The 24645-nt window shown below is 73.2% G+C and carries 20 protein-coding genes; 13 read left to right on the forward strand and 7 right to left on the reverse strand.

Features of this window, described 5'->3' with window-relative positions:
• Positions 1–84: 84 nt before the first annotated feature.
• Complete coding sequence (locus ABNF97_RS29190) at positions 85–1059, reverse strand: DUF6807 domain-containing protein (protein ID WP_349340500.1); 975 nt, start codon at positions 1057–1059, stop codon at positions 85–87.
• A 422-nt stretch (positions 1060–1481) separates the two neighbouring features.
• Between ABNF97_RS29190 and ABNF97_RS29195 the strand changes: the two genes are divergently transcribed.
• The 7 genes from ABNF97_RS29195 to ABNF97_RS29225 all read left to right on the forward strand — a co-directional run bounded on the left by ABNF97_RS29195 (position 1482) and on the right by ABNF97_RS29225 (position 11353).
• A complete protein-coding gene (locus ABNF97_RS29195) occupies positions 1482–2516 on the forward strand; it encodes a substrate-binding domain-containing protein (protein WP_207230595.1) in 1035 nt (344 codons plus the stop codon).
• A 154-nt stretch (positions 2517–2670) separates the two neighbouring features.
• On the forward strand, positions 2671–3039 hold the full coding sequence (locus ABNF97_RS29200) for an L-rhamnose mutarotase (RefSeq protein ID WP_130464065.1): 369 nt from the start codon (positions 2671–2673) through the stop codon (positions 3037–3039).
• A 1-nt stretch (position 3040) separates the two neighbouring features.
• On the forward strand, positions 3041–4204 hold the full coding sequence (gene rhaI / locus ABNF97_RS29205; protein ID WP_130464066.1) for an L-rhamnose isomerase: 1164 nt from the start codon (positions 3041–3043) through the stop codon (positions 4202–4204).
• 2 nt (positions 4205–4206) lie between these two features.
• On the forward strand, positions 4207–6270 hold the full coding sequence (locus tag ABNF97_RS29210) for a bifunctional aldolase/short-chain dehydrogenase (RefSeq protein WP_130464067.1): 2064 nt from the start codon (positions 4207–4209) through the stop codon (positions 6268–6270).
• 79 nt (positions 6271–6349) lie between these two features.
• Positions 6350–7831 carry a rhamnulokinase gene (locus ABNF97_RS29215; RefSeq protein WP_349340501.1) on the forward strand — a complete coding sequence of 494 codons (1482 nt, stop codon included), beginning with the start codon at positions 6350–6352 and terminating at the stop codon, positions 7829–7831.
• Between the two features lie 211 nt (positions 7832–8042).
• Positions 8043–10226: an acyltransferase family protein gene (locus ABNF97_RS29220; protein ID WP_349340502.1), complete on the forward strand. Its 2184-nt coding sequence runs from the start codon at positions 8043–8045 to the stop codon at positions 10224–10226.
• Positions 10227–10459: 233 nt separating this feature from the next.
• Complete coding sequence (locus ABNF97_RS29225) at positions 10460–11353, forward strand: hypothetical protein (RefSeq protein WP_349340503.1); 894 nt, start codon at positions 10460–10462, stop codon at positions 11351–11353.
• Positions 11354–11504: 151 nt separating this feature from the next.
• On the opposite strand, the gene ABNF97_RS29230 is transcribed toward ABNF97_RS29225, so the two are convergent.
• Positions 11505–11939 carry a VOC family protein gene (locus ABNF97_RS29230; protein ID WP_130464071.1) on the reverse strand — a complete coding sequence of 145 codons (435 nt, stop codon included), beginning with the start codon at positions 11937–11939 and terminating at the stop codon, positions 11505–11507.
• A gap of 115 nt (positions 11940–12054) precedes the next feature.
• On the opposite strand from ABNF97_RS29230, the gene ABNF97_RS29235 reads away from it, so the two are divergent.
• Positions 12055–13026: a WYL domain-containing protein gene (locus ABNF97_RS29235; protein WP_130464072.1), complete on the forward strand. Its 972-nt coding sequence runs from the start codon at positions 12055–12057 to the stop codon at positions 13024–13026.
• Between the two features lie 360 nt (positions 13027–13386).
• Complete coding sequence (locus ABNF97_RS29240; RefSeq protein ID WP_349340504.1) at positions 13387–14451, forward strand: IniB N-terminal domain-containing protein; 1065 nt, start codon at positions 13387–13389, stop codon at positions 14449–14451.
• A 232-nt stretch (positions 14452–14683) separates the two neighbouring features.
• Here ABNF97_RS29240 and ABNF97_RS29245 read toward each other — a convergent pair whose 3' ends face one another.
• A complete protein-coding gene (locus tag ABNF97_RS29245; protein ID WP_349340505.1) occupies positions 14684–15979 on the reverse strand; it encodes an ABC transporter substrate-binding protein in 1296 nt (431 codons plus the stop codon).
• Positions 15980–16334: 355 nt separating this feature from the next.
• Complete coding sequence (locus ABNF97_RS29250; RefSeq protein ID WP_130464075.1) at positions 16335–17228, reverse strand: hypothetical protein; 894 nt, start codon at positions 17226–17228, stop codon at positions 16335–16337.
• A 276-nt stretch (positions 17229–17504) separates the two neighbouring features.
• On the opposite strand from ABNF97_RS29250, the gene ABNF97_RS29255 reads away from it, so the two are divergent.
• Positions 17505–18197, forward strand: coding sequence for a 50S ribosomal protein L11 methyltransferase (locus ABNF97_RS29255; protein ID WP_130464076.1), 693 nt, complete (start codon positions 17505–17507; stop codon positions 18195–18197).
• A gap of 9 nt (positions 18198–18206) precedes the next feature.
• Complete coding sequence (locus ABNF97_RS29260) at positions 18207–19370, forward strand: cytochrome P450 (protein ID WP_349340506.1); 1164 nt, start codon at positions 18207–18209, stop codon at positions 19368–19370.
• A 117-nt stretch (positions 19371–19487) separates the two neighbouring features.
• On the opposite strand, the gene ABNF97_RS29265 is transcribed toward ABNF97_RS29260, so the two are convergent.
• Positions 19488–20027 carry a signal peptidase II gene (locus ABNF97_RS29265; protein WP_130464078.1) on the reverse strand — a complete coding sequence of 180 codons (540 nt, stop codon included), beginning with the start codon at positions 20025–20027 and terminating at the stop codon, positions 19488–19490.
• A 237-nt stretch (positions 20028–20264) separates the two neighbouring features.
• On the opposite strand from ABNF97_RS29265, the gene ABNF97_RS29270 reads away from it, so the two are divergent.
• Positions 20265–21203, forward strand: a complete 939-nt coding sequence (locus ABNF97_RS29270; RefSeq protein WP_130464079.1) for an ATP-binding cassette domain-containing protein — start codon at positions 20265–20267, stop codon at positions 21201–21203.
• Positions 21203–22021, forward strand: coding sequence for an ABC transporter permease (locus ABNF97_RS29275; RefSeq protein ID WP_349340507.1), 819 nt, complete (start codon positions 21203–21205; stop codon positions 22019–22021). The genes ABNF97_RS29270 and ABNF97_RS29275 overlap by 1 nt, the downstream gene beginning before the upstream one ends.
• A gap of 51 nt (positions 22022–22072) precedes the next feature.
• On the opposite strand, the gene ABNF97_RS29280 is transcribed toward ABNF97_RS29275, so the two are convergent.
• Both ABNF97_RS29280 and ABNF97_RS29285 read right to left on the reverse strand, forming a co-directional pair.
• Positions 22073–22687, reverse strand: coding sequence for a response regulator (locus tag ABNF97_RS29280; RefSeq protein WP_486484964.1), 615 nt, complete (start codon positions 22685–22687; stop codon positions 22073–22075).
• A 102-nt stretch (positions 22688–22789) separates the two neighbouring features.
• Positions 22790–24445, reverse strand: a complete 1656-nt coding sequence (locus ABNF97_RS29285) for a sensor histidine kinase (RefSeq protein ID WP_349340508.1) — start codon at positions 24443–24445, stop codon at positions 22790–22792.
• Positions 24446–24645 lie beyond the last annotated feature (200 nt).

The following is a 24645-nucleotide window of genomic DNA, read 5'->3' on the forward strand; positions in this document are numbered from 1 at the left end:
GTGCGGCGCCGACGGGCTGACGATCGGGTCCGCCGGGTGCGGCCGGGGCGCCCGGTCGGGTCCGCCGAGCGGGGCTGGGGCCGGTCAGGAGACCAGGGCCGGCCTCAGTGCCTCGACCTCGTCGCGGGTCAGTTCGCCGTCCGCGACCACGATCCGGTGCCGGCGCCGCACCGCGGTGCCGGCCGGGACCGGCAGGGTCCGGTCGAAGGCGAGCGCGACGCAGACCCCGGGGTAGATCCCGGTCCGCACGAACCAGTGGTCGCCGTCGGCCAGGCCGGCGAAGACCAACGTGTACGGCCGGCCGCCGGCCGCCGCGCCGACCATCGCCAGCCAGGGCTCGGTGCTGCCGTTGACCCGCTGCTCTCCCTCGGCGCCCGCCGTGAAGGCCCGGTTGGGCCCCGGGGCGACCCGCCAGAAGAAGCCGCCGTACCCGGCGCCGTCCGGCCGGCCGTTGGTGGCCGGGCTGCCGAGCAGGATGTCCCGGTCGGCCGGTGCGGTCAGGGTGTAGCCGAAGTCGAGCAGCCAGGCGTCGGCGCGGGTGGCGAGCTCGGCCGCGGCGACCCGCCGCTCCTCGGTCAGCAGGGTCGCGCCGGCCGGGTCCAGCCAGCGCAGCCGCTGGGCGAAACCACCGTCACCCGGGCCACCGCCGGACGGGCCACCGTCACCCGGGCCACCGCCGGACGGGCCACCGTCACCCGGGCGATCGCCGGACGGGGCGGCTCCGGACGGGGCGGCGCTCGGTGCCGGTCCGTCGGCCAACCAGGCGTCGTGCACGATGCGGCCGTGGTCGTCCAGCCAGGTGTAGCCGGCGTCCCGGACGTAGGTCCGGCCGCCCCAGAGGTTGGTGCCCGAGACGTCCTGCATCGCTACGGAGACTCCGAGGTGCCAGCGGTGGTCCTCGGGCAGTGTGTCGGTCACCACGACCCCGGCGAGGGTACGCACCGGATGCAGGTATGGCCGGGGCCCCCAGCGCGGGTCGACGTTCGGGTCGTCGAGGATGTACTCCGCCACGGTCTCGCCGCGCACCTGCAGCCGTACCCCGGTCAGGTCCTCGCCCATGCTCGCCGTCCTCGGTCCCTCGCTCGAATGGGTGGGTGGGTGCCGGTCGGTGACACCGCATGGGAAAGCGCTTCCCCTGCCGGACAGGGTACCGAGGGTGGCGCCGTGCGGGAACCACGGCGCCGGGCCACGGCGCCGATCGGCGACCGCCACGCGCCGCTGACGGAGAATGGCTCGGTGTTACGGTGCACGGTGCCCCCGGACCGACGGCGGCCAGGCGGTCCGGACCACGCCCAGCTGGGCGAGGCCGGCCACCCGACCGGCGAGGTGCCCCCGGGGCCGTGCGCCGGAGGGCTACTGTCGCCTCGCGCGGTCGACGGGCCGGTGCGCCGGATTCAGGGTCCGGCACGCTGCCGGGTCGCATCGCCGGATAATCTTGACACGTTTCAGCCCGACGATCGGGGCTGCGGGAGGAGACGGTGGTGCCGGGACCAGCGGTGAGCATCCGCGACGTGGCCAGCCAGGCGGGAGTGTCGGTCGGCACGGTCTCCAACGTGCTCAACCGGCCGGACATCGTCGCGGCGTCGACCCGTAACCGGGTACTCGCCGCGATCAACGAGCTGGGTTTCGTGCCCAACGACGCCGCCCGCCAGTTGCGCCGGGGCCGGGGCCGCACCCTCGGCCTGGTGGTGCTGGACGTGGCGAACCCGTTCTTCACCGACGTCGCCAAGGGGGTCGAGGACGCCACCGGCGCGGCCGGGATGGCGGTGATCTTCTGTAACAGCGACGGCGACCCGGCCAAGGAGAGCAGATACCTGGACCTGCTGGAGGAGCAGCGGGTCCAGGGAGTGCTGATCACCCCGGTCGACGACGCCAACGAACGGCTGGTCCGGCTCCGGGACCGGGGCGTACTCGTGGTCCTGCTGGACCGGCGCTCGACCCGGCCGGACGTCTGCTCGGTCGCCGTCGACGACCGACTCGGCGGCGAGTTGGCCATGCGGCACCTGGTGGAGGCCGGCCACCGGCGGATCGCCTTCGTCGGCGGCCCGTGGCGACTGGAACAGGTGCGGGATCGCTACCACGGTGCCGTGCACGCGCTGGACGAGGCCGGGCTCGCCGAGGAGACCCTGCGCCGGTTCGAGACACCGAGCCCGACCGTGGCGGCCGGCCGGGACGCCGCGTCGCGGATCCTCGGGCAGCCGAGGTCCGCCCGGGCCACCGCGGTCTTCTGCGCCAACGACCTGCTGGCGCTCGGGGTACTCCAGGAACTCACCCGGCAGCAGGTGCGGGTGCCGGAGGACATCGCGCTGGTCGGCTACGACGACATCGACTTCGCCGCCGCGGCGGCGGTGCCGCTCTCCTCGGTACGCCAGCCACGGCAGCGGCTCGGCCAGACGGCGGCACAGTTGATGCTGGACGAGGCGAACGACCCGGAGAACCACCGGCACCAACAGGTGATCTTCGAACCCGAGCTGGTGGTCCGGGAGTCCAGCCAGTACGCCCGTACCCCGGGCTGACGCGTACTCCCGGACCGACGCGCACGCCGAGCTGACCTGCGGGCCCGGCCCCGGCGGCCGTCGGCGGACCGGCCCGGTTTCTTGACAGTTCAGTGACGGCGCTCGTATGTTGGGTGCGACGTGTTGAAACGGTTCATTCATTGGGAGGCCGCCGATGCGGCGAGTCTGCTTCGTCCTCCGGGTCCGGCCCGACCGGCTGGCCGAATACCGCGAACGACACGCGGCGGTCTGGCCGGAGATGCTCCGGGCGCTGCGCGCCGCCGGCTGGCACGACTACTCACTCTTCCTGCACGACGACGGGCTGCTGGTCGGGCACTTCCGCACCGAGGACCTGGCCGCGTCGCTCGCCGCGATGGAGGCCACCGACGTCAACGCCCGGTGGCAGGCCGAGATGGCCCCCTTCTTCGTCGGACTCGACGGCCGCCGCCCCGACGAGGGGTTCGTCGTCCTCGACGAGATCTTCCACCTGGACGCGCAACTCGCCGCGCTGGGCAACACCGCGCTCGACACAACGGAGGCCTGACATGACCGAGACCGACGTCCGGGCGGCGCTGCGGGCGCAGCGGATCGAGGTGCCCTCCTGGGCGTACGGCAACTCGGGCACCCGGTTCAAGGTGTTCACCCAGCCGGGGGTGCCGCGCAACCCGGAGGAGAAGATCGCCGACGCGGCACAGGTGCACGCGTACACCGGAGTCGCCCCGGTGGTCTCGCTGCACATCCCCTGGGACCGGGTCGACGACTTCGGCAAGCTCGCCTCGTACGCGGCCGAGCAGGGGGTGCGGATCGGCACCATCAACACCAACGTCTTCCAGGACGACGACTACCGGCTGGGCAGCGTCACCAACCCCGACCCGCGGATCCGGCGCAAGGCCCTGGGCCACCTGCTGGAGTGCGTCGACATCATGGACGTCACCGGCTCGCGGGACCTGAAGCTGTGGTTCTCCGACGGCACCAACTACCCGGGCCAGGACGACATCCGGGCCCGGCAGGACCGGCTCGCCGAGGCGCTGCACGCCACCTACTCCCGGCTCGGGCCGGACCAGCGGATGCTGCTGGAGTACAAGCTCTTCGAGCCGGCCTTCTACCTGACCGACGTGCCGGACTGGGGCACCGCGTACGCGCACTGCCTGAAGCTGGGTGAGCGGGCGCAGGTGGTGATCGACACCGGCCACCACGCCCCGGGCACCAACATCGAGTTCATCGTCGCCTTCCTGTTGCGCGAGGGAAAGCTCGGCGCCTTCGACTTCAACTCCCGGTTCTACGCCGACGACGACCTGATGGTCGGCGCTGCCGACCCGTTCCAGCTTTTCCGGATCATGCACGAGATCGTCCGGGCCGACGCGCTGCGGGCCTCCTCCGGGGTGAACTTCATGCTCGACCAGTGCCACAACATCGAGCCGAAGATCCCGGCGCAGATCCGTTCGGTGATGAACGTCCAGGAGGCGACCGCCAAGGCACTGCTGGTCGACGCCGACGCGCTGGCCGCCGCGCAGACCGCCGGGGACGTGCTCGGCGCCAACGGGGTGCTGATGGACGCCTACAACACCGACGTACGACCGCTGCTGGCGAGCGTACGCGAGGAGATGGGCCTCGATCCGGACCCGATGGCCGCGTACGCCCGCTCCGGGTACGCAGCGCGGATCGCCGCCGAGCGGGTCGGCGGGCAGCAGGCCGGCTGGGGGGCGTGACCATGGGCACCGGACCGACCAATCCGGAGGTCGCCGCGCTGCTCGGCCGGGGACACCGGCTCGGCGCCGACCGGCGCAACACCAACTACGGCGGCGGTAACACCTCGGTCAAGGCGACCGGCACCGACCCGGTCACCGGCGGCCCGACCGAACTGCTCTGGGTCAAGGGCTCCGGCGGGGACATCGGTACCTTGACCGAGGCCGGGCTGGCGGTGCTCCGGCTGGACCGGCTGCGGTCCCTGGTCGATGTCTACCCGGGGGTGGACCGCGAGGACGAGATGGTCGCCGCCTTCGACCACTGCCTGCACGGCCGGGGCGGTGCGGCACCGTCGATCGACACCGCGATGCACGGCCTGGTCGACGCCGCGCATGTCGACCATCTGCACCCGGACGCCGGGATCGCGCTGGCCACCGCCGCCGACGGCCCCGAGCTGACCCGCCGCTGCTTCGGCGACCGGGTGCTCTGGGTGCCGTGGCGCCGGCCCGGCTTCCAGCTCGGCCTGGACATCGCCGCGATAGCCCGGGACAACCCACAGGCGATCGGCGTGATCCTCGGCGGGCACGGGATCACCGCATGGGGCGCCACCAGCGCCGAGTGCGAGGCCCGATCGCTGGAGATCATCGAGACCGCGACCCGGTTCCTGGCCGAGCACGGCCGGCCGGAGCCGTTCGGCGCGGTGATCGGTGAGTACGCCGCGCTGCCGGTCCACCGACGCCGGGAGCGGGCCGCCGCACTGGCCCCGACGCTGCGCGGGCTGGCCAGCACCGACAGCCGGCAGCAGGGGCGGTTCCAGGTCGGACACTTCACCGACGACGAGGCCGTGCTGGACTTCCTCTCCCGCACCGAGCACCCGAGGCTGGCCGCGCTCGGCACCTCCTGCCCGGACCACTTCCTGCGGACCAAGGTCCGGCCGCTGGTGCTGGACCTGCCGCCGGACGCGCCGCTGCCGGAGGTGGTGGCGCGGCTGCGGGAGCTGCACGAGACGTACCGGAAGGACTACCGGGCCTACTACGAGCGCTACGCCGGCCCGGACTCGCCGCCGATCCGCGGCGCCGACCCGGCGATCGTGCTGGTGCCCGGGATCGGGATGTTCAGCTTCGGCCGGGACCGGCAGACCGCCCGGGTCGCCGCCGAGTACTACCTCAACGCGATCAACGTGATGCGCGGTGCGGAGGCGGTCTCCCGGTACGCCCCGATCGACGAGGCGGAGAAGTTCCGGATCGAGTACTGGCAACTCGAACAGGCGAAGCTGCGCCGGATGCCGAAGCCGAAGACCCTGGCCGGCCGGGTAGCGCTGGTCACCGGCGGCGGCTCCGGGATCGGCGCGGCGATCGCCCGGCGGCTGGCCGCCGAGGGCGCCTGCGTGGTGGTCGCCGACCGCAACGCCGAGGGTGCGGCGGAGGTGGCCGGGGAGATCGGCGGCACCGACCGGGCGGTCGCGGTGCCGGTGGACGTGACGGACGCGTCCGGGATCGAGGCGGCGTTCGCCGAGGCCGCGCTCGCCTTCGGCGGGGTCGACCTGGTGGTCAACAACGCCGGGCTCTCCATCTCGAAGTCGCTGCTGGCCACGACCGAGGCGGACTGGGACGTGCAGCACGACGTGATGGCCAAGGGCTCCTTCCTGGTCTCCCGGGCCGCCGCCCGGCTGATGCTCGACCAGGGCCTCGGCGGGGACATCGTCTACGTCTCCAGCAAGAACTCCGTCTTCGCCGGGCCGAACAACATCGCGTACAGCGCGGCAAAGGCGGACCAGGCGCACCAGGTACGCCTGCTCGCCGCCGAGTTGGGCGAGCACGGCATCCGGGTCAACGGGGTCAACCCGGACGGCGTGGTACGCGGCTCCGGGATCTTCGCCAGCGGCTGGGGCGCCCAGCGCGCCGCCGTGTACGGGGTACCGGAGGAGGAGCTGGGCGCGTACTACGCCCGGCGCACCCTGCTGAAACGGGAGGTGCTGCCGGAGCACGTCGCGAACGCGGTCTTCGCGCTGACCGGCGGCGAGCTGTCGCACACCACCGGACTGCACGTACCGGTCGACTCCGGCGTGGCCGCGGCGTTCCTGCGATGAGCGCGGCCGTTCCTGCGATCAGTATGGCCGTTCCTGCGACGAGCGCGGCCGTTCCTGCGACGAGCGCGGCGTTGCTTCGATGAGCGGCTCGACCGCCGTGGCCGCCGTCGACCTCGGCGCCGCCAGCGGCCGGGTGATGCTGGCCGAGGTCGGCGCCGACGGGGTGGCACTGACCGAGGTGCACCGGTTCGACAACGGGCCGGTCCGGCTGCTCGACACGCTGCACTGGGACGTTCCTCGGCTCTACGCCGAGACACTGGCCGGGCTGCGGGCCGCGCTGCGCCGCCGGCCGGACCTGGCCAGCGTCGGTATCGACTCGTGGGCGGTGGACTACGGCCTGCTGGACGCCACCGGCGCGCTGGTCGGCAACCCGGTGCACTATCGGGACCGGCGTACCGACGGGGTGCCGGAGCGGGTGGTCGCGGCGCTCGGCGCCGACTACCTCTACCGGACGACCGGGCTGCAACTGCTGCCGTTCAACACGCTGTTCCAGCTCACCGCCGAACTCGGCACCCCGGCCCTGGACCGGGCGCAGACGCTGCTGCTCATCCCGGATCTGCTCGGCTACTGGCTGACCGGGGTGGCCGGGAGCGAGGTGACCAACGCCTCGACGACCCAGCTGCTGGATGTGCGTACCCGGCGGTGGTCGACCGAGCTGATCGCCCGGGCCGGGCTGCCGGCCCGGCTGTTCGGCCCACTACGCCAGCCCGGCGACCCGGTCGGCGAGCTGCGGCCGGAGGTGCGGGAGGCGGTCGGTACCGAGCGGCCGGTGCCGGTGACCGCGGTCGGCTCGCACGACACCGCGTCGGCGGTGGCGGCGGTACCGGCCGAGCACGACCGGTTCGGCTACATCTCCTGCGGCACCTGGTCGCTGGTCGGGGTCGAGCTGCCGGCGCCGGTGCTCTCCGAGGCGAGCCGGGCGGCCAACTTCACCAACGAGGCCGGGGTGGACGGGACCGTCCGCTACCTGCGCAACGTGATGGGGCTCTGGCTGCTCCAGGAATCGCTGCGGGTGTGGCGGTCCCGAGGTGCCGTCGGCGACCTGACCGAGCTGCTCGCCGCTGCGGCCCGGCAGCCCTCGCTGGCCGCCGTGGTCGACCCGGACGACCCGGAGTTCCTGCCGCCGGGTGACATGCCGGCCCGGATCGCCCGGGCGTGTGCCCGGCGCGGCGAGCCGGTACCGGACGGGCCGGCGGCGACCACCCGGTGCATCCTGGACAGTCTCGCCCTGGCCCACCGGGTCGCGGTACGCCAGGCGCAGCGGCTCTCGGGCCGGGACGTGGACGTGCTGCACGTGGTCGGTGGCGGGGCCCGCAACGAGCTGCTCTGCCAGCTCACCGCCGATGCCTGCGGACTGCCGGTGGTCGCCGGGCCGGTGGAGGCGACCGCGCTGGGCAACGCGCTGGTGCAGGCGCGGGCGCTCGGCGTACTGGACGGCGGGCTGGCGGAACTGCGCGGGCTGCTGCGGCGTACCGGGGCGACCCGGACCTACCGGCCCCGGGCCTGCGGCGAGCCCGCCTGGCGGGCGGCGGCGGCCCGGGCCGGCCTCGCCGACGGATAGCCGCGGTCCCGCCCAGGCCGGGCCGACGGACAGCCGGTCCCGGCCGCGCCGACGACGGCCGGCCGGGGCCCCGCCCCGGCCGGCATCACCGGCGAGTCGCGGGTCACCGGCGCCGAGGTGAGCCACGCTCGGAACCGGCAAAAGACATCCATCAGCGCACTTATCTGTTAAGAAGGGACGAACTGGACAGATAACCGCCGGAGGTTGACAGATGGTGACGCAGTCGCGGCCGCGATCCCGGACGGACGGCCTCGGACGGGCCGACAGCCGGGCGGACCTCACCGGGCTACGCGCCATCGCCATCGGATCGCTGCTGCTCGGTGCCGCCGGTACCAGCCTCGTCCCCGGCGGCTTCGTCGGTGTCGACGTCTTCCTGGTGATCTCCGGTTTCCTCGTCACCGGCGCCCTGCTACGGACCTGGCGGCGGACCGGCCGGATCGACCTGACCGGATTCTTCGCCCGGCGGGTCCGCCGGGCGTTGCCGGCCGGCGCGCTGGTGGTCGCCGCGTCGCTGCCGCTGGCGGTGGCCTTCCTGCCCCCGGACCGCTGGTCCGCGACCGGATGGGACGTGCTGGCCGGTGCCGGGCAGGTGCTGAACTGGCGACTCGCCGCGCAGGACGCCCAGGCCGTCGTCCCGGATGCCGACGCCAGCCTGCTGGCTCCGCTCTGGGCGGTCGGGGTCGGCGCGCAGTTCATGCTGGTCTGGCCGCTGCTGGCGGCCGGCATCGCGGCCTGGACGGTACGCCGGTGGAGCCGGCGCGGCACCGGTCGGTTGGCACTGACCGGCCCGCTGCTGGGCACCATCGGTCTACTCGCGGTCGGCTCGTTCGGCTGGTCGGTCTGGCACACCGCCGCCGAACCGGGAGGCGCCTTCCTGGTCACCACCACCCGGTTCTGGGAGCCGGCTCTCGGTGCCGGGCTCGCCCTGCTCGGCACGCGGCTGGCCGGGCTGCCCCGGCGCCTCGGCACCCTGCTCGGCTGGGCGGGACTGGCCGCCATCGCGCTCGCCGTGCTCACCCTGCGGCCCGGTCCGGCGTTTCCCGGACCGCTGGCCCTGCTGCCCGCGCTCGGTGCGGCCGCGATCATCGCCAGCGGCGCGATCACCCGGCCGACCGACGCCACGGGTACGGCGACGGGACCCGGAGGGGTGTACCGGGCACTGGGCGCACGGCCGTTGCGGGCGCTGGGGTCGGTCAGCTATCCGCTCCACCTCTGGCACTGGCCGCTACTGGTCGCCGCGCACGCCCGGTTCGGCGACCTCCCGCCGACGGCCTACCTCGGCGTACTCGGCGGGGCCGTGATCCTCGCCGTGCTCACCCACCGGTACGTCGAGATGCCGGCCCGAACCGGTGCCCTGGACGGATGGTCACCGGGGCAGGTACTCCGGGTCGGCGCCCTGCTCCCCGCCGCCGGAGTGCTCGCCGGGCTGCTCTTCCAGCTCAGCGTCTGGCCGCCCGAGCAGCCGACCCCGCGGCCCGCCGCCGCGCCGGTGTCGTCGCTGGTCAGCCCGACGTCCCCGCCGGCACCGGGCGCCGCCGCGCTGGGCCGGTCGCCCCGCACCAGCCGGGCCGGCGTTCCGGTCGACCGGGTCCGGTCGATCATCCCGAAGCCGGCCGACGCCCCGAACGACCTGCCCGACGTCTACCGGCACCGCTGCTTCCCGCCTGCGGCCAGCGGCGAGGTCCGCTCCTGCGTGTACGGCGACCGGGATGCCGAGTTCACCGTCGCGCTGGCCGGCGACCGGCACGCCGCGAGCTGGGTACCGGCGCTCCAGGCGGTCGCGGTGGAGAAGCGCTGGCGGTTGGTCACCTACCTGAACCCCGGCTGCCCGTTCCTCCGCCTGGCGGTGCTGACCGGACGGATCCGGGACGCCTGCGCCGAGTGGTACCGCGACGTCCATGCCGCGCTCACCGGCCCGGAGCGGCCCAGGCTGCTGCTGACCACCGGTGCCCGGTACCAGCCGATGGCCGGCGACCGGGCCCTGACCGGCAGGTCGGCCCAGGACGCGCTGGTCGACGGCATGCGCCGAACCTGGTCGGACCTGGTCTCGGCCGGGGTGCCCACGGTGGTGCTCCGGGACACCCCGATCCTCGCCGCCGACAGCCCGAAATGCGTGGCGGCAAACCCCGATCGGCTGACCCGGTGCACGACCGACCGACGGGTCGCGCTGGCGGCCAGCGCCGGAGCCGCCCAGCTCGCGGCGCTGAAGGACCTTGACCAGGTCGACCGGATCGACCTGACCACGGCGATCTGTCCCGCCCGGCGCTGCGCCCCGGTCATCGGCGGAGTGCTGGTCTACCGGGACAACCAGCACCTCACCGCCACCTACGCCGCCACGCTCGCCCCACGGCTGCGCAGCGCGCTGGACCGGATCCTCGCGCCGGCCGCCCCCTGAGGCACTGCTCGGCGACGCCGCGCACGTCGAAGTCGGTCCACTCTCACCCGACCTCGGAATCCGGACCGTGCGGCATGTCCGGGTGTTTTGTCGCGCCTTGACCGTCCAACCATCGCGCAATAGCCTGCACCCGTCGATCTCTGGGGCACCGGGCCTCGGATCGTCAAAGTACGGGGGAGAACATGCGATTCGGTAGACGTCTGTCTGTTGTGGGCGCGGCCGTCCTCGGGCTATTGGTCCTGTCTGGACAACCAGCCCAAGCGGCCTACTACAACACCTACACCACCCTGGCCACCCTGCCCGACACGAGCGGTGCCACCGGGGTGCAGGGCTTCGCCGCCGGAGCCACCTACCTCTACTCGGTCAAGGCCCGCAAGGCCAACACCCTTTCCGCCATCTACCGGGTCCACAAGACCACCGGTGCGCGGGTGCAGATGAAGAACGGCACCGACAACACGACGACCAACACCTGGCTCGGGCACGGGAACGACATAACGATCGTCGACATCGACGGACAGCACCACATGTTCATCGTCACGATGAACGAGACCGGCGCGCAACTCGTGAAGCTCCGCTACGAGGGCACCACCTACTACTACGTCGGCTCATACCAGGTACGTCTCGACGGGGCCCTGCTTGATGTTTCCGGCATCAATCGAGTCTCGGTCACCAGCACCACGATCACGTTCATGTTCAAGAAGAGCCGGACGATCTACAACGGCAGCCTCCCGCTGCGCGCCAACTCCGGGACCATCGAGCTGACCAAGGCGTTCACCCTGCAGGTCGAGGGCGCCCTCGTCAACGGCGCCGTGGTGCCAGACCTGGCGAGCTTCACCAACCAGGGGTTCTTCTACGACGAGAACAAGCAGGTTCTCTACAACCCGCTGACCAAGGACAACCGCAGCGTCGTGCTCGTCTATCGGAACGTCTCACCGACGACGACAGGAACCGCGCCCGCCGCCACCGACCTCTCCTTCCGCATCACGTCCTCGGCATACCCGGAGATGTTCGAGATCGAAGGCGTGGGACTCAGCGGCGGCAAGCTGTACTTCAACACCAACCGGGAGAAGGCCAGCGGAGCGACCTCCGACGGAGTCCACGTGTTCGACGGCTACGTCGCGTCCTAGCCCAGCTCAGCCGGGCCAGACTCGGTGGTGACGACCTCATGCTGTCGTCACCACCGGGTCGCGGTCGTCACCGCCGAGACGGATGCCGAGGTACATCCGGTTGTGCCGGCGTTCGCTCCGCACCCTCGCACCGGGCGGGCGGCCGGGACGCCTAGCGGCTGACGCAGAACTCGTTGCCCTCCGGGTCGGCGAGGGTGACCCAGGCGAACGGACCCTGGCGTCCCTCGTGCAGGACCGTCGCCCCGCGCGCCACCAGCGCCTCGACCACCGGCCCGAGGTCCTCGGTCCCGGTCCGGACGTCGAGGTGCATCCGGTTCTTGACCGTCTTCGCCTCCGGCACCAGCTGGAACAGCACCCGTGGCGCCCGCCGCACCCCCTCGGGATGCCGGATCGCCGCCCCCGCCTTCCACACCAGCACCCCGTGGTGGGTCCTGGTGTCGTCCTCGGTGGCGTGCCCCTGGTCGAGCATGCGGCGGATGAGCGCCTCGTCGGAGGGCTCCACCTGCCAGCCGAGCGTCTCGGCCCACCAGTCGGCGAGGGTGTGCGGGTCGGCGCTGTCCTGTGTCACCTGGAACTCGTACGCCATGGCGGTCACCTCCGGGCCCGGTACGGGTCACGGAGCAGGCTGATCATCTCCATGGCTGGCACGCTAGCCGCAATTGCGGACAGGATCGTTCCTGGTTTGCTGGCAGACTCGGGAAATGCTCGAAACCTCGGCGCGGCTGCTGAGACTGCTGGCCATCCTGCAGACCCGGCCCGAATGGACCGGCTCGGAACTGGCCGAGCGACTCGGCGTGACCGTGCGTACCCTGCGCCGGGACGTGGCCCGGCTGCGCGACCTCGGCTATCCGGTCCGGGCCACCCCAGGCGTCGCCGGTGGCTACCGGCTCGGCGCGGGGTCGACGCTGCCGCCGCTGCTGCTCGACGACGCGGAGGCGGTGGCGGTGGTGCTGAGCCTGCGTACCGCGGCCAGCCAGAGCGTCATCGGCATCGCCGAGACCTCGCTGCGCGCGCTGGTCAAGCTGGAACGGATCCTGCCGGCCCGGCTGCGCCGACGCACCGCCGCGCTGCGGCTGAGCACCGTTCCGCTGGCCGGCGGGACACCCAGCGTCGACCCGGACCTGCTGACCGCGATCGCCGAGGCGTGCCAGAACCTGCACGGGCTCACGCTCCGATACCGCAGCCGGGACGGTACGGCCGGCGTCCGTCGGGTGGAGCCACACCGGCTGGTGCACACCGGCCGGCACTGGTATCTGGTGGCCCGGGACACCGACCGGGACGCCTGGCGGACGTTCCGGGCGGACCGGATCGGCGAACTCCGCTCGACCGGGCTGCGGTTCACCCCGCACGACCCGCCCGACCCGGTCAGCTTCGTCGCGGACTCGGTCGGGGCGGCGCCGTACCGGTTCCGGGCCCGGGTGCTGGTGCACGCGCCGGCCACCGAGGTCGCCGAGCGGATCCCGCCGACGGCCGGGCTGGTGGAGGCGGTGGACCGGCACAGTTGCCTGCTGCGCACCGGTGCCGACTCGCTCGGCTTCCTGGCGCTGCACCTCGCCCTGCTCGGCCCCGAGTTCACCGTGCTCGAACCCACCGAGCTGACCGACGAACTCGGCGTGCTGGCCGGACGGCTGGACCGGGCACGCGGCCGTTCCAGGTCGGACCGGGCGGTGTAGTCCACCCGACCGGTCGCCGACGCATGCCGCCCCGGCGCGGCCGCTCTCGTCGAGCCGCGGCGACCGCCGGGGGGGTGGGCCCGGGTGGCCTGTCGACCGCAGCCCCTATGCCCCTAACTCGCGACGGGATCCCGGACCCAACCGGTTAGGGCGAGAACCGGGGACCGTCCCCGATGTCCGGTACGTCGGTAACGCCGTACGGTCGGCGCCAGGTCTGGAACGACATGCCCAGATCATCCCGCCCATACCTCTGAGGAGATCGTCACCGTGGAATCGGCACCGACCGTGGAGACCCCCGCCCCGGCTCCGGCCCCTGCCCCTGCCCCCGCCCCGGCCCCGGCCCCCGAGGCGACTCCCGGCGTGGAAGCCACCCAGACCCTGCAGGAGTTCGTGGTCAACCTGCTCAGCGACGCGGACCTGCGCGCGGCGTACGAACTGGACCCGACCGGCACGCTGGAGAGCGTCGGGCTCTGCGACGTGGTCCCGGGCGACGTCGCGGACGTCGTCCCGCTGGTCGTCGACTCCGTACCGCTGCAGGGGCTGACCGATCTCGGCGCGGTGGAGAGCCTGGGCCTCGGCTCGGTCAGCCTCAGCCCGACCAGCGTCGTCGGCCAGGTCCAGACCGTCGCCAACCAGTTCACCGCCGGCGTCTACAGCACCGGTGCCGACGTCAGCGTGGTCGGTCTGGGCGCCGTCAGCGTGGACCCGAACGGCCTGGAGATCGGCGCCAGCTCCGCCCTGCCGGTGCTGGGCCTCGACAGCGGCCTGAGCGTCGACCTGTCCGGGGTGCACGACGTGGCCGACACCCTCGACTCGGCGGTGCTGGGCACCGCCGGCGGCGTGGACACCGTGGACGGTGTACTCGGCACCGCCGACTTCGCCGCCAACACCGTGACCTCCACCGTCGCCGGCACGACCGGCCTGGTCGGCGCCGGCGGCCTGGGCAGCGTTACGGACCTGAGCACGGTCACCGACCTGACCGACATCGCCGACCTCGGCACCATCGCCGACCTGGGCAACGTTGCCGACCTGGGCAGCATCGCCGACCTGGGCAACGTCACCGGCAACGTCACCGACCTGAGCAGCGTCACCGACCTGGGCAACGTCACCGACCTGGGCAACGTCACCGACCTGGGCAACGTCACCGACCTGGGCAACGTCACCGACCTGAGCAGCGTCAGCGACCTCGGCAGCGTCACCGACATCCACGGCACCGTGGACGGGGTCACCGGCACGGTCGACGGGACGCTGAGCGGCATCGGCCTCGGCGGCGTCACCGACACCGTCGGCGAGGTCACCGACCTGGGTGGCACCGTCGGTGGGGTCACCGGGACCGTCGACGGCAGCCTGGGCAGCGTGACCGGGCTGGTGGGTGGGGCCGACCTGGGCCGCACCAGTGACCTGCTCACCGACGGCGTGCTCTGAGCCGCACCCGCACCGCGACGGCGGTGGCCGGACCGGAAAGCGGCTGGTCCGGCCACCGCCGTCGAATCTTCGCTGGCCGCATCGGGAACGAGTCGCGGCGCCTGCCCTTCCCCACCGGGAACCGGCCGGGCGGTCCGGGCTGACACCGCGACGGACACCCGGAGCGCGAGGTGCCCCCGTCCCGTGCCGGGACGGGGGCACCTCGCGCTCGCGGTGGCGGCGCTGCTGCGCGTCAGCCGAGTTGGCTCTTGGCCTCGTCGATGACCCGCTTGGCTCCCTCGGCGGCCGAGATCCGGTCGAAGATGACCTCGTCGTAGATCCGCTGGAACTCGGCCTTCACCGCACCGCCCCCCTTGGGCTGCGGCGGCGGCGTCGGCAGCAGCTTGTCGACGACCGACTGCTCGAACTCGTAGACCAGCTTGTCGTTCGGGGACAGGCTGGGGGCGATCGCGTCCCGGACCTTCGCGTTGGCCGGCATGCCCCGGGAGACCGCCAGCACCTTGCCCGCCTCGACGTCGTTGATGAGGAAGTCGACCAGCATGGTCGCCTCCTTGGGGTGCTCACTGCGCTGCGCGACGCTGTACGCCATCGACATCGCCGCGATCATCCCCCGCTTCGGGGTGTCGCTCGGCATCGGCGCGATGGCCAGCGGTGCGCCGTACGCGCTGACCATGCCGGTGAAGCCGGAGTCGTAGTTGACCTCGGCGGTGACGCCCTTCTTGATCAGCGAGGAGTTCTGCACCGAGCCGTCGAGCTGGGTGGTCAGGGACGGCGGCGCCAGCGCACCCACCGAGCGCATCTGCCCGGTCATCGTCCAGAACTCGGTCAGCTCCGCCTCGGTGAAGCCAAGCTTGCCGTCGTCGGTGTAGATGGCCTTGTCCCGCTGGCGCAGCCAGATGTCGAACCAGTCGATGGCGAAGCCGAAGTCGCCGAAGCCGGCCACCTTGCCACCGCTGGACTGGCTCAGCTTCTGCCCGGCCGCCTGGAGGTCGGACCAGGTCCACTCGGGACTCGGCGCCGGCACGCCGGCCTTCTCCCAGAGCGCGGGGTCGTAGACGACACCCTGGGTGTTCTGGGCGATCGGCACCGCGTACGTCGCGTCGCCGACCTTGCCGGCGGGCAGCAGCGTCCTGGTGATGTCCTCGACCCTCAGGGTGCCGTCCTCGATGTACTCGCTGAGGTCGCGCAGCGCGTTGCGGTCGGCGTACTCCCGCAGGTAGGCGCGGTCCATCTGCACCACGTCCGGCGCGTCGCCACCGGCGATCTGGGTGGAGAGCTTCTGGAAGTACGCGTCGAAGGCGCCGAACGAGGTGTTCACCTTGATGTTCGGGTACTTCTGTTCGAACAGGTCGATGGCCTGCTCGGTCACCTTGGCCCGGTCTTCGTTGCCCCACCAGGTGAAGTCGAGGGTGACCGGGCCGTCCGAGGCATCGTCACCACCACAGGCGGCCAGCGGCAGGACGAGCAGGGCCGCCACGGCGAGGGTTGCGACCCTCGCGGCTCGACGGGCCCGTCGGGTGTGCACCATGGACATTCTCCTTCCCAGGGGCGACCGGCGGTGGGGTGGTGCGGGGACGGCGAGGCGGGAAACCGCTTGCCTGAGCGGGCGCAGAGGTGCCTGGGCACGGGCAGCGGGATCCTCCCTCGACGTGGGCCGGTCGCGGGGGCGGCAATTGACGGTGGCAGGTCGTGCGGTACGGCAATGAAACGATCCAACAGAACCGGACGCTAGGTGTGACGCGGGCCGCTTGTCAAGAGACATCGCCGCGACGAAGAGCGGCCGGACCTGCGAGAACGCCGGAAACCGGACCGGCCTGGCCGAACCGTTATACGAACGGAACCTAGCCGGGGCCGGTACCCGAGGCGATCCGCCGCTTCCCCGTTCAGTCCAGATGGTGGCGGAAGGCGGCGCCGCGCCGGCGTGCCGCCTCCGGATGGCCACGCCGGACGGCGGTCTGGTGGTGACCCCGGGGCAGCGGGGCCGGCGCCGCCTCCGCGAGCCGGCTGACGGAGCGGAGCCGGAGCAGCAGGCCGGCGCCGAGGAAGAGCAGCAGGGCGCCGACCGCGAAGCTGACGGTGGTCAGCCCGGGCCCGCCCCGACCGGCGGTGGCGCTGGCCTCGCCGCCGCCCGATCCACCCCCGTCCGATCCGGCGGCCCCGTCCGGTCCCTCCGCGAGTACCGGTGCGTCGCCCTCCACCGGCTCGGTCGGTTCCGGTTCGAACGGCTCGGTCGGGCTCGGTGCCGCCTCGGTCGGGGTGGGCCGGGCCCGCTCCGGTGCGGTCGGGGCCGGTGCGCGCCGCCGCGCCGGGCCGCCCCGCTCGCTGACCACCTCGCGGGCGGCACTCTGCCGGTCGAGCAGCCGGGACTGGGCGTCGAACGCCTCCACCGTCAACTCGATCCGCCCGCCGGTCACCGCGTCGTCGATGGCCAGCCGGTACTGGGCGGTGACCGTTCGGCCCCGGCACAGCGTGCCCGGATCCAGGTCCCGATCGGTGAGCCGGGCTCGCCCGCCCTCGACCCGGACGTCCATCGGCACGACCCCGCCCTGCTCGATCCGGTCGACCCCGATCTGGTCGAGCCGCAGGCCGTCCGCCCGCAGCACCAGCGACCACCGGACCTTGCGGCACTCGCCGCCGATGGTGGTGGAGACCACCGCAGTGATCGTCTCGGCGCCGGCTCCGGCGACGAACCGGCCAGGCAGCCGGGTCAGCGCGGTGTCGAATCCGGGAGCCGCCCCGGCCGGAGCGGCCGGCAGCATCGCCCAACCGATGGTCACGCACCCCAGCGTGGCCCCGAGCCGGCCCGCGAGCCGCCACACCGTCACCACCACCCATCCGTGCGCCGAGTTGCGTACCCGATGGACGCTATGGGCATCCCGGAACGAGCGGAAGACTGGTGTATCAGCACCATTCAGCAATGAAGAGGGTGGGTTTGACGCGCAGTGCTGAACCGGTCACCACTCCCCCGCGACACGCCCGAGCGCGGAGCCCCGAACGCAGGGCGGCCGGGGTGGACGGCGTACCGGGCGGGCTGACCGGCACAATCAGCGATTGTGTCCGAGAGCCCGGCCGAGTTCGTCCGAACGTACGCGCGCCTGACCCCGGTCTCCGCCGTGCCGGAGATCCGGCTGTACCAGGCGGCCGAGCCGATCGGGCTCTGGGAGTTGACCGAGGGCGAGTTCCGCAGCGAGCAGCCGCCACCGTTCTGGGCCTTCGCCTGGGCCGGCGGTCAGGCGCTGGCCCGCTACCTGCTCGACCATCCGAAGACGGTCGCCGGCCGGCGGGTGCTGGACCTGGCGTCCGGCTCCGGACTGGTGGCGATCGCCGCCGCCCGGGCCGGCGCCACGCAGGTCCGGGCCGTCGACATCGACCGGATGGCGCTGGCCGCCATCGAGGTGAACGCCGAGGCCAACGGGGCGGCGGTGGCCGGTGAACTCGGCGACGTCCTGGACGCCGACGCGTGCGGCGCCCAGGTGGTGCTGGCCGGCGACGTCTTCTACAGCCAGGCGATGGCCAACCGGGTGCTCCGGTTCCTGATCCGGGCGGCCCGGGCCGGCGCCCGCGTGCTGGTCGGCGATCCGGAGCGGGCGTACCTGCCCCGGGAACGGTTCCAGCCGCTGGCCGGCTACGACATCCCGGTCACGGTCGCCCTGGAGAGCGTGCGGGTCAAGCACAGCCGGGTCTGGGAGCTGACGAAGGTCACCCCGGCGGCCGGCGACACCGGCCGCGGCGACCCCACTGGTTAGCGTGGTCGGGTGCTGTTCCGCAGTTGGCAGGAGCCGGTCGACCGGAGGTGGCCGGACGTGGTCGCCGTGCCGGACCACCTCGGGGTCGAACACCTGGTGGTGACCCGGCACGCGCTGGTCCGCCAGGTACTCGCCGATCCCGGCACGTTCCGCCCGGACAACGCGCTGGACGCGATGACCCCGATCCCGGTCGGTGCGCTCCGGATACTCGCCCGGCACGGCTTCCGGCTGCCCCCCACCCTGGCCAACAACGGCGGTCCGAGCCACCCGGAGATCCGGGGGATCGTGGCCGAGGCGCTGCATCCGCACCGGGTCGCCGCCCAGCGGCCGTGGCTGACCGCCGTCGTGCGGGAGCGGGTCGGCCGGCTCGACGCCGCGCTCGACGCCGGTGAACCCGTCGACCTGTACGCGGACCTCGCGGCCGACCTGCCACTGCTGGTACTTGCCCGGCTGGTCGAGCTGCCGCAGGCACCGGCCGAGGCGGTCAAGGAGTTCACCCGGGCCGCCCTGGAACTGTTCTGGGCCCCGGTCGACCCGGCACGGCAGCGGGTACTGGCCGACGTGGTGGGCCGGTTCCACGCCGTACTGCGGGAGTTCGCCGCCACCGGCGCCGGGCTGGCCGGCGCTCTGCGCTCCGCCGGCCACCCGCCGGACGTCGTCGTCGGGGCGCTGTTCTTCCTGCTGGTCGCCGGGCAGGAGACCACCTCGCAGTTCCTCACCCTGCTGCTGCACCGGCTCGCCGGCAGCCCGGAGGTGGTCACCGGGGTGCGGGCCGGCACGGTGGACGTCGAGGACGTGGTCGAGGAGGGGCTGCGGCTGGAGCCGCCGATCGTCACCTGGCGCCGGCTGGCGGCCCGGGACACCGAGTTGGCCGGTACCCGCGTACCGGAGGGGACCAGTTTGGTGCTCTGGCTGGCCCGCGCCGGCCGCGACCCGGCGGTGGTCGCCGCGCCGGAGGCGTTCGTCCCCGGGCAGCGCGGCTCCCGCCGGCACCTGGCGTTCGGGGCGGGGGCGCACCGCTGCGTCGGCGCCCAGCTCTCCCGGCTGGAAGCGGCGGTGGTGGTCACCGAGACGGCACCGCTGCTGGCCGACGTGACCGTGCTCCGGGCGCCCTGGTGCCCGGACAACCTCTCGTTCCGGATGCCGGACGCGCTGGTCGTCGCCCGCCGCTGACTCCCGCACGGCCGGTCGGCACGGCCCGAGCGCCACCGGCACGGGCGCCACCGGCACGGCCCGAGCGCCACCGGTCGGCTCCACCCGGGCCGTTCGGCCCGCCCGGGCCCGTTCGGGTCAGGCTCGGTCGTGCCGGCCGTCGATGTCGATCCCGCGCAGGTAGAGCAGGAGAATCAGCGCACCGCCGAGCACCAGGCAGATGTCGGCGACGTTGCCGACGAAGAAGCCGGCGTAGTCGATGAAGTCGACGACGTGGCCCCGGGCGAACCCGGGCTCCCGGAAGAGCCGGTCCAGCAGGTGGGTGCCGGCGCCACCCAGAAGCAGGCCGAGGGCGAGCGCCCAGGCCCGGTTGCGGACCTTCCAGGCGGCCCCGGTGAGCGCGACCACCGCGACGGCCGCGATGATGGTGAAGATCCAGGTGACACCGGTGCCGATCGAGAACGCCGCGCCCGGGTTGTAGAGCAGCCGCAGGCTGAGTAGGTCGCCGAGGACCGGTACGACGCCGCCGTCGGAGAGGGCGGCCACGGCCAGGTACTTCGTGACCTGGTCCACCAGGACGATCACGGCGCCCAGGGTGAGCACCCAGGGATACCACCGGGTCGCGCCGGCCACCCGGCCCGCTTCGGAAATCGAGGAATCCGCCTCGACCTGCTGCATGACAGAAGACCTCCAGCACCGACGGCTGCGGACGGCACCAGCCTACGTCGCTGGCCGACCGGACTGCCGCTGCGGCGTACCCGCCGGCATCCCACCCGAAGCCCGCCGGCATCCCGGCGTCAGCCCACCGGCACACCTGCCGAAAGTCAGCCCCGCCGACCCTCCATCGCCCGCTGTGTGACCGCCGTCCGGATTCCTATCGTCGCCGCTGAGCAACTGCGAACAGCGGAAGGGTTCATGATCACGTTAACCGAGTTGACCAAGCGCTTCGGCCCGACCACGGCGGTCGACCGACTCTCCCTGTCGATCGCTCCGGGCCGGGTCACCGGCTTCCTCGGGCCGAACGGCGCCGGCAAGTCCACCACGATCCGGATGATCCTCGGTCTGGACCGGCCCGATTCCGGGACCGCGCTGGTCGGTGGCCGGCCGTACCGGAGCTTCCGGCATCCGCTGCGGGAGGTCGGCGCGCTGCTCGACGCCCGGGCGGTGCATCCCGGCCGGACCGGCCGAGCCCACCTGACCGCGATGGCCCGCAGCAACGGCATTCCGGTACGCCGGGTCGACGAGGTCCTCGACACCGTCGGGCTGACCGAGGCGGCCGGGAAGCGGGCCGGCACCCTCTCGCTCGGCATGGGCCAGCGGTTGGGCATCGCTGGCGCACTGCTCGGCGACCCGAGCGTGCTGATCTTCGACGAGCCGGTGAACGGGCTGGACCCGGACGGGGTGCGGTGGATCCGCGAGCTGATGCGGTCGCTGGCCGCGCAGGGGCGCACGGTCTTCGTCTCCAGCCACCTGATGAGCGAGATGCAGCTCACGGCCGACCAACTCGTGGTAATCGGCCACGGTCGGCTGCTCGCCGACGCCCCCGTCACCGAGGTGATCGCCGGCAGTTCGCCGGCCACCGTCCGGGTGGCCAGCCCCGAACCGGCCGCACTGGCCCGGCTGGCTGACGGGCTGGTCGGCCGGCACGCCACGGTCCAGCGGGTCGGCGACGACGAACTGCTGGTCACCGGGAGCAGCGTCGCCCAGGTCGGCGACCTGGCCCACGAACTCGGGGTACGACTGCACGGGCTGCGTACCGAGGCGTCCCTCGAACATGCCTACCTCGAACTCACCGGCGCCGGCCCAGCCGGCTCCGGCGCCCGGTCCGGGACCTCCGAACGGAAAGAGGCGTGATGAGCGACACCCTCCCCCGCACCACCCGCCGGGATGCCGGCCACCCGCCGTCCGGCGGTGGGCTTCCGGGCGCGATCGCCAGCGAGTGGACGAAGCTCTGGTCGGTGCGCTCCGTCTGGTGGTGCCTGCTCTCCAGCGCGCTGCTGATGGCCGCCACCGCCGGGCAACTCGCCATCTACGTCGCCAACGGCAACACCGACGACGACCCGGCCAACGACCGGGGCGTACTGGCGGTCGGCCGGATCGCCGTCGACGCCGTCGAGCTGACCCAGTTCGCGGTGATCGCACTCGCCCTGCTCACCATCACCAGCGAGTACAGCAGCGGGACGATCCGCGGCACGCTGCAGTGGATCCCGTCCCGGGCCCGGATGCTGCTGGCCAAGACCACCGTGGTCGCCGGGGTCACCTTCGGCACCGGTCTGCTGCTCGGCGGGCTCGGTGCCGCCGTCGCCGTCGCCGTACTGGGCGAGTGGGGCCGGCTCGAGCCGGCCGAGACCGTCGGGCACGCGGTCGGGCTGGCCGGCTACCTGGCGCTGATCAGTGTCTGCACTCTCGGCCTCGGAGCCGCGCTGCGCGGCGCGGTCGGCACCCTGGTCACGCTCTTCCTGCTGCTCGCGATCGTGCCGACCATGCTGCGGCTGCCCGACCTCGGACCGCTCAACGCGATCGCCGACGCGCTGCCCGGCAGTGCCGGTCTGCACTTCCTGCGCGGCGAGTCCGATGCCTATCCGGCACTGGTCGGCCTGCTGATCGTCGCCGGCTGGGCGGTCGCGGCCCTGCTGGCCGGGCTCGCCGTACTGCGCCGCCGGGACGCCTGAGCCGTACGGCGGGCCCTGCCCCGGGCCGGTAGGGCCCGCCCACGGCTCGACTCAGTCCGTCAGGCCCGCCTCGTACGCGATGATCGCCGCCTGCACCCGGTTGCGTACCCCGAGCCGGGTGAAGATGCTGCTCAGATAGCTCTTCACCGTCCCCTCGACCAGGAACAGCCGCCGGCCGATCTCGGCGTTGGAGAGCCCGGCGCCGACCAGCGCCAGCACCTCCCGTTCCCGCTCGGTCAGCCCCTCGATCCGCTCCCGGGCGGCCGGTGCCCGGGCCAGCAGTCCGCCACCGAGCTCGATCACCCGCCGCGCCACCTTCGGCGACAGGTACGCCGCGCCGTCCGCCACCGCCCGCACCCCGGCGATCAGCTCCCGGGGGTCGCCGGACTTGAGCAGGAAACCGCTCATCCCCTCGCCGAGCGCCCGGGCGATGTAGTCGTCCTCGCCGAACGTGGTCAGCATAACCACCGCGGTCTCCGGTACCAGCCGACGGATCTCCGCCCCGGCGGCCAGCCCGTCGAGCCGGGGCATCCGGATGTCCAGCAGCGCCACCCGGGGCCGGTGCGCCCGGACCAGCTCGACGGCGTCGCGCCCGTCGGCGGCCTCGGCGACCACCTCGATCTCGGGGTCGGCGGCGAGGATCGCCCGGACACCGGCCCTGATCATCGCCTCGTCGTCGGCCAGCAGGACGGGGATCACGTGCACTCCTCAACTCGGTACGGGCCACCGCCGGCGGTTGGCACGGCAGCGGCGGGACGGGCGGGGCGGTCAACCGCCGAGGCGGTCCTTCACCACCAGCCGCCCGTGCCGGAAGCAGACCCGGTAGACGGCCTGCCCGAACGGGAAGCCTCCGTCGGAATAGAACTCGCAGGTGGCACCGGCCGGCACCGGCCGGGCGGCAGCAGCGGACGGCGCGACGACCTGCCGGTCCGGCAGCAGGTCGCGCACTTCGGCCCGGTCCTGCCCCATCTCCAGCCGCGCGTACCGGTCGGAGTCCAGCACGGCGCCGAAGGTGGCGATCGGATAGTAGGCGAGCACCAGCAGGAGACCGATCGCGACCGGGACGGTGAACGCGGCCAGCAGGCTGCGCCGGACCCGCTGCCGGGCCGAGCGCAGCCGGTGCGCGGTGACGGCTCCGGCCGGCCCGGCCGGCGGTGCCGGCACGTCCACCACCGGCCACCGGCCCGGGTACGCCGCCTCCGGTGGTGCGGCGGGCCCGGTCTCCGACGGAAGCCCGGTCGGCAGTTCCGCGTACACCTCGAAGCCGCCGCCGTCCGGGCCGGCCCGCAGGGTGCCGCCGGCCAGGCGTACCCGCTCGCGGAGCCCGACCAGGCCGGACCCGGCGCCCCGGACCCCGGGCAGTGCTCCGGCCGGTGGTCGGTCGTTGCCGACCCGCACCGAGACCCGGTCGGTGCCCCGGTGCACCGCCACCGTCACGGCGGCCCCCGGGGCGTGCCGGGTCGCGTTGGTCAGCGCCTCCTGCACCACCGAGCAGACCGCCCGCTGCACCATCGGCGGTACGGGGGCCTCGGGCCCGGCCGCCGGGGAGTCCTCCTCGACCAGCAGGCGTACCGCCATCCCGGCGCCCCGGGCCCGGGCGACGAGTTCCTCGACCCGTTCTCCCGGTGGTCGGGTGGGCGCCGGCTCGGCGTCGTCCCGGAGTACCCCGATGACCTGGCGGAGCCGGTCGGTGGCGAGCGCGACGCTGGCCCGCAGCTCCCCGGCGGCCCGCCGGTGCCGCTCGTCCAGGTCCGCCGCCACCTCCAGGGCGCCGGCCCGCAACGCGATCAGGCTCAGGTCGTGGCCGAGCGAGTCGTGCATGTCCTGGGCGATCCGGGCCCGCTCCCGCATCCGGATCCGCTCGGCGGCACCGCGCTGCTCCCGCTCCAGCAGGTCCGCCTGCTCCCAGCCGGCCAGCACCAGGGCCCGGTGCTGTCGGTGGTAACGGCCGACCAGCCACGGGAAGACGCCGCCGAACAGCAGCGTGCCGGCGAGCAGGAACCAGACCTCGGCGTCGGTGCCGAGCAGGCCGAGGTTGAGGACCGTACCGCCGAACCCGACTCCGGCGAAGAGCAGTGCGGCCGGGGCGCAGCGGCGCTCGCGCAACCCGACGAGATAGCTCAACACCGGAATCCCGAACAGGAAATTGCCGTCCCCGACCGTCGGCAGCACCACCAGCAGCAGCCCGAGCAGCGGCGCCCGCCGGCTGGCCAGCACCGCGAGTCCGGTCACCAGCAACGAACCGACCAGCCGGACGGGGAGCCAGGACGAATGCGGCGGGGTGAGCAGCGCCACCGCGATCGGTGCCGAGATCACCGACCAGAGGGCCAGGTCGAGGATGCGGTCGCGCCGGCGCAGCGCGCCGGCAGGTCGTCGCCGGCCACGCCCAGCTCGCGCACCCCTCCCGCGCGGGATTCCGGCCATCACCCGGCCAGGCTACAAGCCGCCGTCGCCGGCCGGTTACTGACGAAAGTCAGCAACCGGCCTGGTCAACTGATTCCCTATCGGGGATTGGTTGTCAAGGGGCCGTGTTGCTTGACGGTCCGTGACGGTGTCACGGAGGATTCGTGTGGGGAAGGCGCCTCAACAAGTTCGTACGCTTCGAGCGTCTTTTTGATCATGTC

The organism is Plantactinospora sp. B6F1 (assembly GCF_040120695.1).
Taxonomy (GTDB): Bacteria; Actinomycetota; Actinomycetes; order Mycobacteriales; family Micromonosporaceae; genus Plantactinospora.